Source organism: Cupriavidus sp. BIS7, assembly GCF_000292345.1.
Lineage (GTDB): Bacteria > Pseudomonadota > Gammaproteobacteria > Burkholderiales > Burkholderiaceae > Cupriavidus.
On sequence record NZ_ALOU01000005.1, the window covers coordinates 61,008 to 77,640 of the forward strand.

General features: G+C 66.4%; 11 protein-coding genes. 5 read left to right on the top strand and 6 right to left on the bottom strand.

Annotation, left to right across the window (positions count from 1 at the left end; translation table 11 throughout):
- Positions 1 to 15: 15 nt before the first annotated feature.
- Positions 16 to 1,377, bottom strand: a complete 1,362-nt coding sequence (locus tag B552_RS0101350; RefSeq protein WP_083860202.1) for a D-serine ammonia-lyase — start codon at positions 1,375 to 1,377, stop codon at positions 16 to 18.
- A 93-nt stretch (positions 1,378 to 1,470) separates the two neighbouring features.
- On the opposite strand from B552_RS0101350, the gene B552_RS0101355 reads away from it, so the two are divergent.
- Entirely contained in the window at positions 1,471 to 2,433 is a 963-nt protein-coding gene (locus tag B552_RS0101355; RefSeq protein ID WP_026035183.1) for a LysR family transcriptional regulator, read from the top strand.
- On the opposite strand, the gene B552_RS0101360 is transcribed toward B552_RS0101355, so the two are convergent.
- The 3 genes from B552_RS0101360 to B552_RS0101370 all read right to left on the bottom strand — a co-directional run bounded on the left by B552_RS0101360 (position 2,422) and on the right by B552_RS0101370 (position 5,830).
- A complete protein-coding gene (locus tag B552_RS0101360) occupies positions 2,422 to 3,639 on the bottom strand; it encodes an alpha/beta fold hydrolase (protein WP_019447196.1) in 1,218 nt (405 codons plus the stop codon). The genes B552_RS0101355 and B552_RS0101360 overlap by 12 nt on opposite strands.
- Before the next feature lie 95 nt (positions 3,640 to 3,734).
- Complete coding sequence (locus B552_RS0101365) at positions 3,735 to 5,159, bottom strand: heavy metal sensor histidine kinase (RefSeq protein WP_019447197.1); 1,425 nt, start codon at positions 5,157 to 5,159, stop codon at positions 3,735 to 3,737.
- Complete coding sequence (locus B552_RS0101370; protein ID WP_019447198.1) at positions 5,156 to 5,830, bottom strand: heavy metal response regulator transcription factor; 675 nt, start codon at positions 5,828 to 5,830, stop codon at positions 5,156 to 5,158. The genes B552_RS0101365 and B552_RS0101370 overlap by 4 nt, the downstream gene beginning before the upstream one ends.
- A 186-nt stretch (positions 5,831 to 6,016) precedes the next feature.
- Between B552_RS0101370 and B552_RS0101375 the strand changes: the two genes are divergently transcribed.
- Genes B552_RS0101375 through B552_RS0101385 form a run of 3 tightly spaced genes read left to right on the top strand, consistent with a single transcriptional unit; the run spans position 6,017 to position 11,858 of the window.
- The gene (locus B552_RS0101375) at positions 6,017 to 9,217 is read left to right on the top strand and encodes an efflux RND transporter permease subunit (protein WP_019447199.1); all 3,201 of its coding nucleotides are present in this window, start codon (positions 6,017 to 6,019) and stop codon (positions 9,215 to 9,217) included.
- Positions 9,214 to 10,419 (top strand): efflux RND transporter periplasmic adaptor subunit, encoded by a 1,206-nt coding sequence (locus tag B552_RS0101380; RefSeq protein WP_019447200.1) that lies wholly within the window; start codon positions 9,214 to 9,216, stop codon positions 10,417 to 10,419. The genes B552_RS0101375 and B552_RS0101380 overlap by 4 nt, the downstream gene beginning before the upstream one ends.
- Positions 10,416 to 11,858, top strand: coding sequence for an efflux transporter outer membrane subunit (locus B552_RS0101385; protein WP_019447201.1), 1,443 nt, complete (start codon positions 10,416 to 10,418; stop codon positions 11,856 to 11,858). The genes B552_RS0101380 and B552_RS0101385 overlap by 4 nt, the downstream gene beginning before the upstream one ends.
- On the opposite strand, the gene B552_RS0101390 is transcribed toward B552_RS0101385, so the two are convergent.
- Positions 11,840 to 14,758, bottom strand: a complete 2,919-nt coding sequence (locus B552_RS0101390; protein ID WP_237718139.1) for an HD domain-containing phosphohydrolase — start codon at positions 14,756 to 14,758, stop codon at positions 11,840 to 11,842. The two genes, B552_RS0101385 and B552_RS0101390, sit on opposite strands and share 19 nt — an antisense overlap.
- A gap of 43 nt (positions 14,759 to 14,801) precedes the next feature.
- Positions 14,802 to 15,725 (bottom strand): LysR family transcriptional regulator, encoded by a 924-nt coding sequence (locus tag B552_RS0101395; RefSeq protein ID WP_019447203.1) that lies wholly within the window; start codon positions 15,723 to 15,725, stop codon positions 14,802 to 14,804.
- 112 nt (positions 15,726 to 15,837) lie between these two features.
- On the opposite strand from B552_RS0101395, the gene B552_RS0101400 reads away from it, so the two are divergent.
- Positions 15,838 to 16,578 (top strand): SDR family oxidoreductase, encoded by a 741-nt coding sequence (locus tag B552_RS0101400; RefSeq protein ID WP_019447204.1) that lies wholly within the window; start codon positions 15,838 to 15,840, stop codon positions 16,576 to 16,578.
- Positions 16,579 to 16,633 lie beyond the last annotated feature (55 nt).

A 16,633-nucleotide genomic window follows, 5' to 3' on the forward strand; every position in this document is an offset into this window, starting at 1 on the left:
ATGCAATCGATCAAATCAGACGGTCGCGGCAAGCGCCGCGCCACGTTCGGCAAAACGGGCGTACTCGTCGGGCGGGACGAACAGGCCACCCGTGGTCCAGACCAGGTGCGTCGCGCGGGGCATGACGCCTTCGAGTCCGTGCTGCTTCAGGTACGCGCGGCCCGCGTCGGTGCGCATCAGCATGCCGGGGCCGCTGAAGCCCGCGGCAGCGGATGGCTCGATCTGCAAACCCTCCGACTCACGCAGGCGGTGCAGGTCGAGGAACAGCGTATCGTCCAGCACGGTGCAAACGCCGCTCAGCAGCAGACGCATCGCCTCGGCGGCCAACTCGGATGCCTGCGGCACTGCCAGGCCATCGGCCTCGGTACGGTTGGTCAGACCGAAGTCATAGACCGAAGCGCCCGGGGACAGCATCTCGACCAGGAAGCACGGTGACTGGGTCGGCTCGACAAAGAATGTGTGGACGTGCGGCCCGTAGTACTGCCGCAATCCAAAGGCGATCCCTGCAGGGGCGCCGCCCACCCCGCACGGCACGTAGACAAACAGTGGATGTTCCGCATCCACGCTCACACCCGCTGCGGCGAACTGCGCTTTCAGATGCGGTGCAGCAGCGCTGTAGCCAAGCATCAGCGACAACGATCGTTCGTCATCGACGAAATAGCAGTACGGATCGGCCGCGGCGTCGCGGCGCCCCGCATCCACCGCCGACGCATAGTCGCCCGCGTGCTCCACCACCTCCACGCCGCGCGCCCGCAGCCTGGCCTTCTTCCACGCCTTGGCATCCGCCGACATGTGCACGGCGGCGCGAAATCCCAGCGCCGATGCCATCACACCGATGCTCAATCCCAGATTGCCAGTGGAACCCACCGCTACCTGATAGCGGCCGAACAGCGCACGCGCCGGCGCATCGGCCAGCGCGGCATAGTCGCCATAGTCGCCATCAGGCGTCACCAGACCATGTTCCAGCGCCAGCGACTCCGCAAACTCCAGGACTTCGTGGATGCCGCCACGCGCCTTGATCGATCCGGCCACTGGCAGGCTGTGATCGCACTTGATCCACAGGCTGCCCGCCCCGGGCGGCATCCCGAGCGCACGCTGCATGCCCGGCGCCGCCACCAGCGGCGACTCGATGGCGCCGCCGCTTGCGGCAAGCTCCGGAAACAGCTTCGCCAGCAGCGGCGCAAAGCGCACGAAGCGCGCCTGCGCCGCCTCCACATCAGCTAGACTAATGCCGCGACCATCCACGACGGTCTGAACGGCTGCCTCCCCACTGCGCTGCGGATTGATCCAGAGCACCGGCCCTGCGGCCCGAAGGTCGTGCAGCAGTGCTGAAAATGAGGAAGCCGCTGAGGAAGTAACGGTGGAATCGGAGATCATGCTGCGCCAGGCATCGATTGGGATGGGTCAATTCTTGTCGTGTTGCCGGGCTGTGACAAACGATTTGTACTGATCCACGTATTAGTCTGACTAATGGCAAACACGCTTTCCGCATCACTATTGGGCTGGCTGCGCTGTTTTGAGGCAGCGGCGCGTCATTGCAGCTTCACCCAGGCGGCAGCGGAACTTTGCGTCACGCAGGGTGCGGTCAGCCAACAGGTCAAGCAACTCGAGCAATGGCTCGGCCGCCCCCTGTTCCTGCGCACGCCGCGTGCGCTGGTGCTGACACCGGAAGGCGAACGGTTGCGCTTTGTCCTGCGCGAGTCATTCCAGGCCATCGAAGGCACGCTGACGCAGTTGCGCAAGCCCCGCGACCGGCACCCGATCGCGCTCTCCTGCTCGCCGTCGTTCGCGATGGTCTGGCTAACGCCCCGGCTTGGCAACTTCTTCCAGCAGCACCCCGACATCGGTCTGCGCGTGTACGGCGAGTTCCACGCACTCGACCGCTCGCGCATGCTGCGGGATGGCACCGAGGCCGCCGTGCGTTTCGACCCCGGCGGTTATCAGGACCTGAAGGCGCGGGTGTTCCTTGAAGAATGGCTGATTCCCGTGGCCAGCCCCGCTTATCTGGCGGCGCACCCGGAGCTGCACACCCCCGGCGGCCTGCGCGCCAGCATGCTGCTCCACGACGTGAGCCCGTGGGACGGCGCGGGAGAATTCGACGAATGGAACTGCTGGCTGCGCCACGCCGGCGTGAGCCTGCCGGACACGGCCGAGGGCCAGCGCTTCAATCTTTCGCAACTGGCGCTCAATGCCGCACTGGCCGGACAGGGCGTGGCGATCGGGCGTACTGCCCTGATTCTCGAAGCCATCGAATCTGGCCGGTTGATCGATCTCTGGGGCATCCACGCGCGCAGCGAGGCGTCCTATCGCTTCATCTGCCCGCACGGTCCGACCACGCAAGTGGCAGAGGTGGAAGCATGGCTGGTGGAAGAAGGCGAGGCCTTCGACACCGCACGCAGCCGCGTTTTGAAACCCGTCGCCTCACACCGCTGATGTGTCAATGCGAACCGCCGATTCCAGCGTGCGATGCACCGGGCACTTGTTCGCAATGGCCAGCAGTGCCTCGCGCTGCTCGGCGGAGAGCGGTCCGCCCAGGCTGATCCTGCGTTCCATCCGGTCGATCAGGGCGCCCTTGTCCTCGCAGTCCGCGCAATCCCTGGCGTGGACCTTTTCATGGCGAAGCTGTACGGACACGTGCTCCAGCGGCAGCGCCTTACGTTCGGCATACATGCGCAATGTCATCGACGTGCACGCGCCGAGCGCCGCCAGCAGGAACTCGTAGGGGTTCGGACCGGCATCATCGCCGCCGACCGATGTGGGCTCATCGCCAACCAGTTCATGCTGGCCGACGCGAATGGTTTGCTGATAGCGGCCCTTGTGACGCTCCTGCACCTCCACCACACCGGGATCGAGCGATGGCGCCGCTTCGGCCTCCTCCTGCACCGGCAGATAGTGCTGCGACCACGCAGCGATCATCTCCGCCGCATAGGCGGCAGCCACGCGATTCTGCAGCAGATGATCGGCGCCTTCGAGCGCGACGTAGCTCTTGGGCTGCGCTGCGGCGCCAAAAATCGCCAGGCCATTCTCCACCCCGACCGTATCGTCGGTGGGCGATTGCAGCACCAGCAGCGGCCGGTTCAGATTGGCGATCTCATGGCTCAGTGAATGGTCCGAGACATCGTCCACAAACTGGCGCGTCATGCGGAATGGCCGGCCGGCAAGCTTCACGTCAAGTTCGCCCTCCGCCCGGATTCGCTCCACGTCATCGCCCAGCAGACCCAGCACATGGCGCGGATCGCTTGGCGCGGCGATTGTCACCACCGCGCGCACCTCCGGCACCTGCCGGGCCATGCCAAGCACGGCCGCACCGCCAAGGCTGTGTCCGATCAGCAGCATGGGCGCCATGCCGCGAGAGCGCATGTACGCGGCCACCGCCACGAGGTCCGCAAGATTGGAGGAAAAGTTGGTGCTGGCGAAGTCCCCCTCGCTGGCCCCGATACCGGTGAAGTCGAAACGCAGCACGGCGATGCCGTGCGCGTTCAGCGCGCGGGCAATGCGTGTGGCGGCCAGGCTGTCCTTGCCGCATGTGAAGCAGTGGGCGAACAGCGCGCTGGCGCGCACCGGGCCATCCGGCAGTTCCAGTCGGCCTGAAAGCTGGCCGCCCTGGCTGCCGGGAATCTCGATTCTTTCGCTGCTCATTTGCCAGGCCCTCCTGACTCGACTACCCCGGAAACCCGGAAACCCCGGGAAACCTTCTGAGCATAGACGATGCCGCCGGAGATATCGGCCGTGGCCTATCCCGCCACCGCCCTGCCCGAGAACCGCAGCCGGAACGTAGTCCGCTGCCCCGGCACCGATTCCACCTGCACCGAGCCATGGTGCAGGTCCATGATCGTCTTGACGATGGCCAGGCCAATGCCAGATGACTCCCCGGAGTTCGCGCGTGCGGGGTCGCCCCGGAAGAAGCGGTCGAACAGGCGCGGCAGCAGTTCGGCCGCGATGCCGGGCCCCGGGTTCGACACCGCGATCTCGGCGGCCTCCGCAACCTGCCGGCCGGACAACTCGATCACGGCGCCCTCGGGCGCATAGCGCACCGCATTGGAAAGCAGATTGCCCACCGCGCGGCGCAGCAGCGTTGCATCGGCCCTGACCTTGCCACTGGCTGAAACGTGGATGGCAATCCCGCGCGCATCGGCCAGCAACTCGAAATAGTCGGCCTGGCGTGACAGTTCATCGTGCAGGTCGAGCTCCGCAACATGCAGCGCCACGCGCGCATTGTCCGCGCGGGCCAGGAACAGCATGTTCTCGATCATGCGCGACAGGCGCTCGTACTCTTCCACGTTGGAGGCCAGCAGCGCCTGGTACTCGTCCACCGATCGCTCGCTAGACAGCGCAACCTGCGTCTGTCCAAGCAGGTTGCCGATCGGCGTGCGGAAATCATGCGCAAGGTCGGCCGAAAACTGCGACAGCCGTTCATAACGCTCGCGCAAACGGTCGATCATTGCCTGCAGCGCCAGCGCCAGCTCGTGGAGTTCGGCGGGCAGCCTGGCGGGGTCCACCGGCAGCGCGCCGCTCGTGAAGGTCACGGTCTGCGTGCCCGCCGCAATGCGCCGCAGCGGCGCCATGCCGGCATGCAATGCCGCGTAGCCAAGCAGGCCCGCACCGAGCGCGCCAAGGCAGGCGGCCACGATCAGCTTTACGCGATACGCGCGCAGCAGCGCCACGCGCGACGCCGCCACCTGATAGAGCTCGATATGCGCCGTCGCTGGCCCAGCACCAATTCGCGCGAGCATGGCCAGGCCGTGTACAGGGACGGCATCGGGGCCCTTGCTCCACGCACTGATGACCGACGTATCGAGCGATGCGGCAGGTGCCAGTGGTACAAGCGCGGGTATCGTCCCCGGATCGGCGCCCGCGCTGGCAAGCAGCGCGCCTTCGGCGGTGCGCACGCGCAGCCCGAACTCGTCATTGCCCATCACCACGCCGCGAATATCTTGCCAATGGTCTTCACCGGCACGGCCCGTGGGGGGCAACGCGGCAAGCTCCATCAGTTCGCTGCGGGCCCGCGCCGCCTTGCGCAGCAACTCGGCGTCGTCACGCTCGACAATCTGCATCGCCAGGGCCCGATAGAGATACAGGCCGACCCCCGCGAACGCGCAGCCGGCGATCAGCGCAAAGGCCAGTGCAAGGCGCGCGGTCAGGGACTTGCTGCGGATCACGATTGCCGGCTCTCCAGCACGTACCCAATGCCGCGCACGCTGTGGATCAGCTTCGGCGCGAAGCGGTCGTCCATCTTGGCGCGCAGGCGGCGGATGGCTACGTCGACGACGTTGGTGTCGCTATCGAAGTTCATGTCCCAGACATGGGAGGCAATCTGCGTGCGGCTCAGCACCTCGCCGTGGCGCCTTGCCAGGAAATGCAGAAGCGCAAACTCGCGCGGGGTCAGATCGATGCGCTGGCCCGCCCGCACGACGCGATGACGGATCAGGTCGATCTCCATATCCTCGATCTCGATATGCTCGGCCTCGCGCACCGGGCCACGCCGCAGCAGTGTGCGCACGCGCGCCAGCAGCTCCACGAATGCAAACGGCTTGACCAGGTAATCGTCGCCGCCAAGTTCCAGGCCGCGCACGCGGTCTTCCACCTCGTCGCGCGCCGTCAGGAACAGCACCGGCGTGTCCTTGCGTTCGCGCAACTGCTTCATCACGTCCCAGCCATTCATGGCCGGCAGCATGACGTCGAGAATAACCAGGTCGTAGTCCTGCTCGATGGCCTGATGCAGCCCCTCTTTGCCGGTCACGGCGAGATCCACCACGAAGGCCGACTCGGTCAGACCGCGGCGCAGGTATTCGCCCGTCTTGGGCTCGTCTTCGATCACCAGAATCTTCATGGTCCAGTCCCCCGCCACCGCACGCCACCCCGGGCGTCCGTGTCCGGATGATAGCTGCCGGCCACGGCACATTGGATGACAACACTGTAATCATTTTGTCCCCGTTGGACACGGGGGTGGCTTTTTAGAATCCCGCCATGCAATGCATCAGAGGACGTGCGTCGGCGCGCGTCCGGGGAGAAAAGCATGTGGATTGTCAGGCTCGCCCTGCGGCGGCCCTATACCTTCATCGTCCTGGCGATACTGTTGCTGCTTGGCGGCCCGGTGGCCGTCCTGCGCACGCCCACCGATATCTTTCCGTCGATCGATATCCCGGTGGTCAGTATCGTCTGGACCTACAACGGGCTGTCGGCCCAGGACATGGCGCAGCGCATCGTCACCGGCTACGAGCGGTCGCTGACCAACAGCGTCGACGATATCGAGCACATCGAGTCGCAATCGCTGGCCGGCGTGGCCGTCATCAAGGTGTTCTTTCACCCCGGCGCCGACATCAATCGCGCGATTGCCCAGACCTCGTCGGGCGCGCAGTCCATGCTGCGGATGATGCCGCCCGGCACCACGCCGCCACTGGTGCTGAGCTATAACGCCTCGACCGTGCCGATCCTGCGGCTGGCGCTAGGCAGCGACAAGCTGCCCGAGCAGGAACTATATGACCTTGGCAACAGCTTTATCCGCACGCAGCTGGCCACGGTGCAGGGCGCCTCGATTCCGCTGCCGTATGGCGGCAAGGTGCGCCAGATCATGGTCGATCTCAATGTGCCGGCGCTGCAGGCGCGCGGGCTGGCGCCGATCGACGTGGTCAACGCGATCAACGCGCAGAACCTGACGCTGCCGGGCGGCACCGCCAAGATCGGCGCGCTGGAATACCGTGTGGACCTGAACGGCAGCACAAAGACCGTGGCCGCGCTCAACGACCTGCCGATACGCAGTGGGCCGGACGGCACGGTCTACGTGCGCGACGTAGCGCAGGTGCGCGACGGATACGCCCCGCAGACCAACGTCGTGCGCCGCGACGGCAAGCGCGCCGCGCTGCTGGAAATCGAGAAGAGCGGCAATGCCTCGACGCTGTCGATCATCGCCCAGATCAAGGCGCTGCTGCCGCAGGTGACGGCGGGCCTGCCCAGTTCGCTGCACGTACAGCCGATCTCGGACCAATCGGTGTTCGTGACATCGGCCATCGACGGCGTGCTGCACGAAGCGCTGATTGCAGCCTGCCTGACCGCCACGATGATCCTGCTGTTCCTGGGAAGCTGGCGATCGACGCTGATCATCGCCATCACGATCCCGCTATCGGTGCTGGCCGCGCTGATCGCGCTGTCCGCTCTGGGCGAGACGCTCAACATCATGACGCTCGGCGGCCTGGCGCTGGCGGTTGGGGTGCTGGTGGACGATGCCACCGTGGCCATCGAGAACATCACCCATCATCGTGAATCCGGCAAGCCGCTGGAGCAGGCAATTCTCGATGGTTCGGCACAGATCGCACTGCCAACACTGGTATCCACGCTCTGCATCTGCATCGTGTTCCTGCCGATGTTCCTGTTGAGCGGCGTGGCGCGCTACCTGTTCGTGCCGATGGCCGAGGCCGTGGTGTTTGCCATGCTGGCGTCCTATTTCCTGTCTCGCACGTTGATCCCCACGCTGGCGCACTATCTGCTGCGCGGCGAGCGCAAGGGACATGGCCGCGCCGGTCGCTGGTTCGCCAGCGTTCACGCCGGCTTCGAGCATCGCTTCGAGCAAGTTCGCAACGCCTACGCTGCCGTGCTGTCTGCCGCGCTGGCCTCGCCGCGCCGGACCATGGCGATCTTCGCCATCGCCTGCGTGGCGTCGCTCGCGCTGGTGCCTTTCCTGGGTCAGGACTTCTTCCCCACCATCGACAGCGGCGAGATACGCATTCACATGCGCGCACGCACGGGCACGCGGATCGAGGAAACCGCGCGCGTGGCCGATCAGGTGGAGGCGGAGATTCGCCGCGTGATCGGCCCTGCCAACGTGGCCGGCATTGTCGACAACATCGGCCTGCCGGTCAGCGGCATCAACCTGACCTACGATTCCGCGCTGCCGATTGGCACTGGCGACGCGGAGATACTGGTATCGCTGAAGCCCGATGCGGGCAGCTCATCGGCACTGGTAGACCGGCTGGATGCCACGCTGCCCAAGGCGTTTCCCGGCGTGAGCTTTTCGTTCTTGCCCGCGGACATGGTCAGCCAGATCCTGAACTTCGGCCTGCCCGCGCCGATCGACGTGCAGATCGTCGGCAACGATCTCAACGGCAATCGTGCGGTGGCCAACCGGCTGCTGCGCGAACTCGCTGCAGTACCAGGCCTGACCGACCTGCACCTGCAGCAGCCCGACGACCAGCCGGCCCTGACCGTGAACGTCGACCGTACGCGCGCCATGCAGGCCGGGATGTCACAACGTGACGTTGCACAGAACCTGCTGGTTGCGCTGTCCGGCAGCGGCCAGACGTCGCCGAATTTCTGGCTCAATCCGAAGAACGGCGTGAGCTATCCGCTGATGGTGTCTGTGCCCCAGTATGCGATGGACTCGCTGCAGACGCTGTCGAACATTCCGCTTGGCCTGGGCGCGCAAACGTCCGCGCAGGGCGGCGCGGGCCAGCTTGGCCAGTTCGGCAGCGTGGCCCGTTCCAGCCAGCAGGGCGTGGTGTCGCACTACAACGTGCAGCCGGTTCTCGACCTGTTCGGGTCAGTGCGCGGACGCGACCTTGGCGCGGTGGCCGGCGATATCCAGCGCATCGTGGACGGCGTCCGCAAGGACCTGCCGCGCGGCTCGGAGATCGTGGTGCGCGGACAGGTGCAGACCATGCATGCGTCGTTCACTGGCCTGATCACCGGCCTGGCCGCTGCGATCGTCCTGGTCTACCTGCTGATGGTGGTGAACTTCCAGTCATGGCTGGACCCGCTCGCCATCGTCGGCGCATTGCCCGTGGCGCTTTCGGGCATGGCATGGCTGCTGTTTGCCACCCACACCACGATCAGCGTGCCGGCGCTGACGGGCGCCATCATGTGCGTGGGCATCTCCACCGCCAACAGCATCCTTGTGGTCAGCCGCGCACGCGAAGTGCTGGCAGAAGGCGCGTCGCCTGTTGCGGCCGCATACGAAGCTGGCTTCGGCCGCTTCCGTCCGGTGCTGATGACCGCGCTGGCCATGCTGTTCGGCATGGTGCCGATGGCGCTAGGCGCGGGCAGCGCAGGCGCGCAAAACGCCCCGCTCGGCCGCACCGTGATCGGCGGACTGGGCTTCGGTACGGTCGCCACGCTGGTACTGGTCCCGGTTTTCTTCAGTGTGCTGCACGGCTGGATGGCGTCGCGCGCCAGCCGGGGCACGTCCTTCGACACACCATCCACGCATCAGGAAGGTCTGGCATGACCCAAGCCGATCTCGATCCCGGCATCGACACCACGACCCGCACGCGGCCTCACCACAAACCACACAAGCCACGCAGGCTCGTTCTGCTGACAACGGGTGTCGTCGTGGCGGCCGCGCTGACGGCCGGCATCGTCCCGCGCCTGCAGGGCCGCGAGGCGCTGCAACAGCGTACCGCCGACGCCATGAGCCCGATTGTCAGCGTGGTGCATCCTCGCCCGGCAGCAGCCGTGCACGACATCGCGCTGCCCGGCGATGTGCGCGCCTATCAGGATGCGGCCATCCATTCACGCGTCAATGGCTATCTGCGGCGCTGGTACTTCGACATTGGCGCCACGGTCAAAGCGGGGCAGTTGCTGGCCGAGATCGATGCCCCCGAACTGGCCGACCAGTTGCGCCAGGCACGCGCCGATGAAGCCACGGCCGCTGCCAATTACGCGCTGGCAAAGAGCACTGCCGATCGCTGGCAGGATCTGCAGGCCACCAACTCCGTCGCACAGCAGGAGACCGACCAGAAGGTGGCGGACATGCGGGCCAAGGCGGCGTTGCTGGCCGCGGCCCGGTCGAACACCTCGCGCCTCGCGCAGATGGCCTCGTACACACAGATCCGCGCACCGTTCGATGGCGTGATCACCGCACGCAATGTCGATGCGGGTGCGCTCGTCGATGCGGGCAGCGGCACCACGCAAGGCCGCGAGTTGTTCCACCTGTCAGCCGGCAACCGCCTGCGCGTCTATGCGCAGGTGCCGCAGGACGTGAGCGCGAAGGTGGCCCCGGGCACGCAGGCGTGGCTGACCTTGCCGCAGTCGCCGGGGCAACGCTATCCGGCCACGGTGACGCGCACGGCAGGCGCCATCGACCCCGTAACGCGCACGCTGCGCGTCGAGCTTGATGTGGACAGCAGCGGCGGACATATCCTGCCCGGCGCCTATGCGGAGGTCCATCTGGACGCCGACAGCGCGCACGCCGGGCTAGACCTGCCCGCCAGCACGCTACTGTTCCGGCCGCAGGGCCCCAGCGTGGCCGTGGTCGGCGCGGACGGGAAGCTTGCGATCAAGCGCATTGCGCTGGGCCGCGACTTTGGCTCGCATGTGGAGGTGCTGAGCGGCGTCGATGCTGGCGATGCGGTGGTCACCAATCCCGGCGACGGGCTCGTGGCCGGCACCGCCGTGCGCGTGGTTGCGGCGCAGGGAGCGGGCGCATGAGCACCATCAAGAAGCCGCTTGCCGCAGGCCTGCTGGCCACACTGACAGCGCTGGCAGCGCTGACGTTGGCCGGATGCTCGCTGGCGCCCGTCTACCAGCCGCCGCCTATCGACATGCCTGCGGCCTATCGCGAAGGCTCGCCGTCTACGGTCGCCGTGACGCCGGACTGGTGGCACGCCTATGGCGACCCGCAGCTCGACGCATTGGTCGGCCGTGTCGACGTCACGAACCAGACGTTGCGCCGCGCCGTGGCACTGTTGCACGATGCGCGTGCACAGGCCGCTGCAGCGCATGCGGCGTACTTCCCGACGGTTGGCGCCGGTGCCGCCGCCACCAACTTTCATACATCGGCCAATGTGGTCGGCAAATCGCTGGCCGGCAAGACCACACAGGACTACCTGCTTGGCCTTGCTGCATCGTGGGAGCCCGATCTGTTTGGCCGTATCGGCAACAGCGTGGATGCCGCACAGGCCCGCGTACAGGCCAGCGCGGACGACGTGGCAGCGGTGCGGCTGAGCCTGCAGGCCGAAGTCGCCGTCGACTATTTCGGCATTCGCTCGCTTGATCGCGAAACCGGTCTGGTCCAGCGCACCGTCGATGCGTACGCCTCTGTGCTGCAGCTTGTGACTAACCGCTATCGCGGCGGCATCGCTGCGGAAGGCGACGTGGCACAGGCCCAGGCGCAGTTGGACAGCACGCGCGCGCAGCTTGCGGACCTGCGGCTGTCCCGTGCCCAGTTGCTGCATGCGCTGGCCACGCTCGTGGGCGAGCCTGCCAGCACGTTCGCGCTGCCGCCGGCCGTCGACAGCGAAGCCGCACGGCTGCCTGCGCCGCCCGCCGCGGTGCCGTCCGAACTGCTTGAGCGCCGCCCGGACATCGCCGCTGCCGAGCGCCGCGTGGCCGCCGCCAACGCGCAGATCGGCGTAGCGCGGGCCGCGTTCTTTCCCAGCCTGATGCTGAACCTGACCGGCGGGCTGGAGAGTTCCGGCATTGCCGATCTGCTGACCGCGCCGAGCCGCTTCTGGGCCATCGGCCCCGCGCTGGCGGCCACGATCTTCGATGGCGGCAAGCGGCAGGCGGGCGTGGACAGCGCCCACGCGCAGTTCGACGCCAGCGCCGCCGACTATCGCGAGGTGGTGCTCAAGGCCGTGCAGGACGTGGAGGACAATTACGCGGCAATCCACGGCCTGCAGGACGAGGCAGCAAGCCAGCAATCAGCCGTCGCGGCATCGCAGCACGCGCTGGACCATGCCACCGAGCGCTACCGCAAGGGCGCCGTTGGCTATCTCGACGTCAACGTGATCGAGGCCACCACGCTGGCCAACGCGCGCGCGCTGGAAGCCGTGCATCGTCGCCAGCTTGCCGCCAGCGTAGGCCTGTTCCGGGCGCTTGGCGGCGGCTGGAAGGCGGACGCCGCCACTCAGGCGGCGCCGACGTAGTCTTCCGGCACCACCTCGTCGATCTGCTCCGGGTCCAGGTAGCGCGCCGCGTATTCGCGATAAACACCGGACGTCAGGAACAGGTCGAACAACTCGCCGTCGATATGCTGCTGGGCCTTGAGCCGGGCCATGATGCGGATCGACTCGGACAGCGTCTTGGCCTTCTTGTACGGCCGGTCGGCCGCGGTCAGCGCCTCGAAGATATCGGCAATCGCCATCATCCTGGCAAGCGGACTCATCTGGTTGCGCGTCAGGCCGCGCGGATAGCCAGTGCCATCCATCTTCTCGTGATGCCCACCGGCGATTTCCGGCACATTGCGCAGGTGCTTGGGGAACGGCAGGCGCGACAGCATGATCTGCGTCTGCACGATATGGTCCTCGATCTTGAACCGCTCCTCCTCGGTCAGCGTGCCGCGCGAGATCGTCAGGTTGTGCAATTCGCCACGGTCATACAGGTATTGCGGCACCTTGCGCTTGAAGCCCCATGGATTGTCCGGCGCGATGACATCATGCGGGCCACGTGCGATCCGGTGATCGGGACGGTCGGCCAGCAGCGGCTCCTGCACCGGCAAGGCGCTGGCGGGCACGCGGCGCTTGCGTTCCAGTTCCTCTTGCGAGATGCCGATGCGGTCGTCGAGCGTCCTGGTCCATGTGCGCGCGGCGATGCGCTGCAGACGCTGCATGTCCTCTGGCGCCATGGACTCGTTGCCGAGGTTGCACGCGGCAACGAAGGCGAAGTCATCATCAAGCTGCTCCAGCTCGACATCGCGCCGCGCGTGCGCGGCGGCTTCGGGCTCTCCCGCGGCTATCGCGCGCAGGCACGCGATCTCCGCGTCGCGCTTGAGCACTTCGAAACGCATGCGCACTTCGTGAATCCTGTCGTACAGCGTCTCCAGCTTGGTCGCCTTGTCGATCACGTACTCGGGCGTGGTGACCTTGCCGCAGTCATGCAGCCACGCGGCCACGTGAAGCTCTTCCCATTGCTGCTCGGTAAGCTGGAACGACTGGTAGGGCCCATGCGTTGCGTTGCAGGCGGCGCTGGCAAGCATCTTGGTCAGCACCGGCACGCGCGCGCAGTGACCGCCGGTATGGGGGCTCTTGGCGTCGATCGCATCGGCCAGCAGGCGGATGAACGCATCGAACAGGTCGCGCTGGGCGGCAGTCAGCTCGCGGATTTCAAGCGCGCCGGCGGAAAGGCCGGCCAGTGTATTGACAAAGGCGAGTTGAGCCGCCTGCAGCGGCGTGTCGCGCATCACCAGCACCACGCCAAGACATTCCTGCCGATGATTGATCAGCGGAATCGCCGCGACGTAGCATGGTGCGACCGACGCCAGCACGCCAAGGTTGGCATGGGCGGTGTCGGCGGCTGTCACGTAGCCCGTCTGCGGTGCGCTCTCGGCTATCGCGGAACGTATCAGCGACAGCGCCTGCGGTAACGGTGTGGCCGCGATGTCCTGGACGACGTCACGCCCCAGTCCATCAAACGCGACGGCTGCGCGCACGGTGTCGTCATGCAGTTGGTACAGCACGCCCGCCTGCCCCTCTGCGGTGTTCAGCATCTTGCGCAGCAGCAGCGGCAAGAGCTGTTCGATGCGGCTTTCGGCCGAGACGGCCCGCATGATCGTCAGCAGTTGCTGGATTGTGTGCCGCATCTCGTCCATCGTGATCGCAAGCCGGTTCACCTCGCGTATCGGCGAGCGGACGAAGAACGGCTGATCGAAGTCGAAGCGGCCGATGGACTCGGCCCCGGTCGTCAAGAGGCGCAGCGGCCTTGCCACCGCGCGGGCCAGCAGCCACACCACCGGCAGCGCAAGCAGGATCACCAGCGCGGTGGCGGCCATGCCCGTCACCGCCTGCTTCTCGGCATCCCGCAGCAACTCGCCCTGCGGTGTCGCCGCCACCAGGTAGAGCGGATTGCTCATGTCCGGCGTCAGGCGCCCGATGCTGGTGTACCAGGCCTTGCCGTCCACGGTGACTAGCGCGTTACCGGCCGCCGCCTCCCCTTTCGCCGCCAGCCTTGCCGCCAGCCCGGTCAGAACGGGCAGGCCATAGTCCTCCGGCTTGCCCAGCAGCCCCGTTTGCAGCGAGTCGGGCGCGGACAGTGAATCGGGCGGCGCCCTGTCAATGGCGATCAGTTGACCGGCGGCATCGAGCAGGGTAAGCACGGCCCCCGGTGTCGCCTTGTCGCGGGCAAGCACCTTCCCCAGTGCGTCCAGCCGGAAGTCTGCACCTGCCACGGCGTGCCTGGCGAGCGTTGGGATTGCCAAGGTCTCTCCGGCCTCGCGCTCGGTGAAGAACAGATACGGTTCGGTCCGCACCAGCTTGCCGGACCGCATCGCCGCCATGTACCAGGGGCGCTTCCTGGGGTCGAACCGTTGCGCAAAGTCCTCGGCCGGACGCGCGCTGATCTCCTTCAGGTCGTCATCGAGGAAGATCAATTGCCCCCTGGGCGCACCCGCGTCGTGATCGATGCTCTGGATGACATAGGCCGTCCGTGCCGGCGCCTGGAATATCGAGCGGTCGACATCCTCGCTGACCTTTCGAACGTAGAAGAAGCTGCCATCGGCATAGCCCATGTAAAGCGCCTGCAGGACTGACGATGCGCCCAGTGCGTCGCGCACCAGGGCAACGCGCGCCATCCGCTGCGCGAGCGTTCCGGCATCGGCAAGGGAGCTGTGGCTGAGCAGCGTGACTGCCGCCTGGGCAGGCACCACCATCTCCTCGGCCTTGTCCAGCATCTCGCGGCTGATGCGCTCGGTGGTATCGGCCATCGCCCGCTCCAGCGCCGCCTTGGTCATCAGGTAGTTGATGCCGCATGTCAGCGCTCCGACCAGCAGCACCAGCGATCCAAACAGCGCCCAGACGTAGGCCTGGAGCGGGTAGCTTCTTCGTAATGCCATTGCCATACAGCCCTCCGGGATGAGGTGCTACACGGTTCTGAGCTCAGCGCCCGTCGAAACGGTGCGCCAGTCCCTTCTTCTGGAACGATTCCGCAATGAAGTCGATGAACACGCGCGTCTTCTGCGGCAGCAGCTTGCGGTTCGGATAGTAGAGCACGATCGGCCCGTTGTCGGCATACCAGCCCGGCAGCAGACGCACCAGCGCACCGCTCTCCAGCCATGGCGCCGCGTGCGGCATTGGCAGCAGGGCAACGCCCAACCCGCTTGTTGCGGCGTGCGCCATCGCTTCGGGATCGTCGAAGATCATGCGGGTGCGTACTTCGGCCAGCGCCTGCTCGCCTATCTGATTGCGCAGATTCCACACTCGCAGACGTCCCGTGGAAGCCGAACGGCGCACGATGCCATCGAACCCGGCCAGATCGGCCGGATGGCGCGGCATGGCCCGGCCTTTCATGTAGGCCGGCGACGCCGTGGCAACCACATAGGTACGCGCCAGTTCGCGCGCAACCACGCCTTCCGTCAGTTCGATGCCGCCGCCAATGGCCGCATCGAACCCACCCGCGATCAGGTCGACGGTGCGGTTTTCGAAGTGCCAGTCAGGCACGATGCCCGGATAGCGCTCGAGGAACTCGCCAAGCAGCGGCACCAGGTATTCGCGCCCGAACGCCACGGCCATGGTGACCTTGAGCACGCCGACCGGCTTGCCGTCTTCCTGTGCCGCGTTGGCGAACGCGTCGCGCAGCGTCGAAAACGGATCTGACACCTGGCTCAGGAACTGCTCGCCGCCCATCGTCAGCGTCAGCCGCCGCGTGCTGCGCTGGAACAGCCGCAGGCCCAGATGATCCTCCAGCCGCGCCACGTTCTTGCTGACAGCCGCTGGCGTCAGGCCCAGCCGGCGCGCCGCAGCCGAAAAGCTGCCGGTCTCGGCACTCTGGATAAACGAATCGAGCAGGTTCAGCGCTTCCATGCGCGGAAGCTTATACCACTGGTTGAAAAAGTTGATACGGACTTGCTCCTACCGGTAGCAGATCGCCCGAACCATACTGATTTCACCTTCCCAACCACACAGGAACACGATCATGAACGCCCTCTCCAGCAAAGTTGCCTTCGTCACCGGTGGATCGCGCGGCATCGGCGCCGCCATCGTCCGCCGCCTGGCGCGCGACGGCGCCGCAGTGGCCTTTACGTATCAAAGCTCTGGCGCCCCGGCACAAGCGCTGGTCGAATCGATCCAGGCGGCGGGTGGCCGCGCCCGGGCCTATCAGGCCGACGCAGCCGATGCCGCCGCCGTGGCGCGTGCCATCGATGATGCGGCCAGCCACTTCGGCAAGATCGACATCCTCGTGAACAATGCCGGCGTGCTTTTTCTCGGCCCGGTCGACACGTTCGCGCTGGAAGACTTCGACAAGACGCTGGCCGTGAACGTCCGCGCCGTATTCGTTGCAGCCAAGGCCGCGCTGCCTCACATGGGTGAAGGCGGCCGCATCATCAATATCGGCAGCACCAATGCGGACCGCATGCCGTTCCCCGGTGGCGCCGCCTACGCCATGAGCAAGTCCGCGCTGAAGGGGCTTGTTCAAGGCATGGCGCGCGACCTGGGACCGAAGGGCATCACCGTCAACAATGTGCAGCCGGGCCCGGTCAATACGGACATGAATCCGGAAGACTCGGATTTCGCCAAGTCGCTGCATGGCCTGATGGCACTGCAACGTCACGCCGAGCCCGACGAGATCGCCAGCATGGTGGCGTACCTGGCCGGCCCGGAATCGAGCTTCGTGACCGGCGCGAGCCTCAATGTGGACGGCGGGTTCGCGGCCTGATCCTGCTCTGAACTGCTCGACCTTCCAACCGCCCGGGCGGCACGCAATGCCGCCC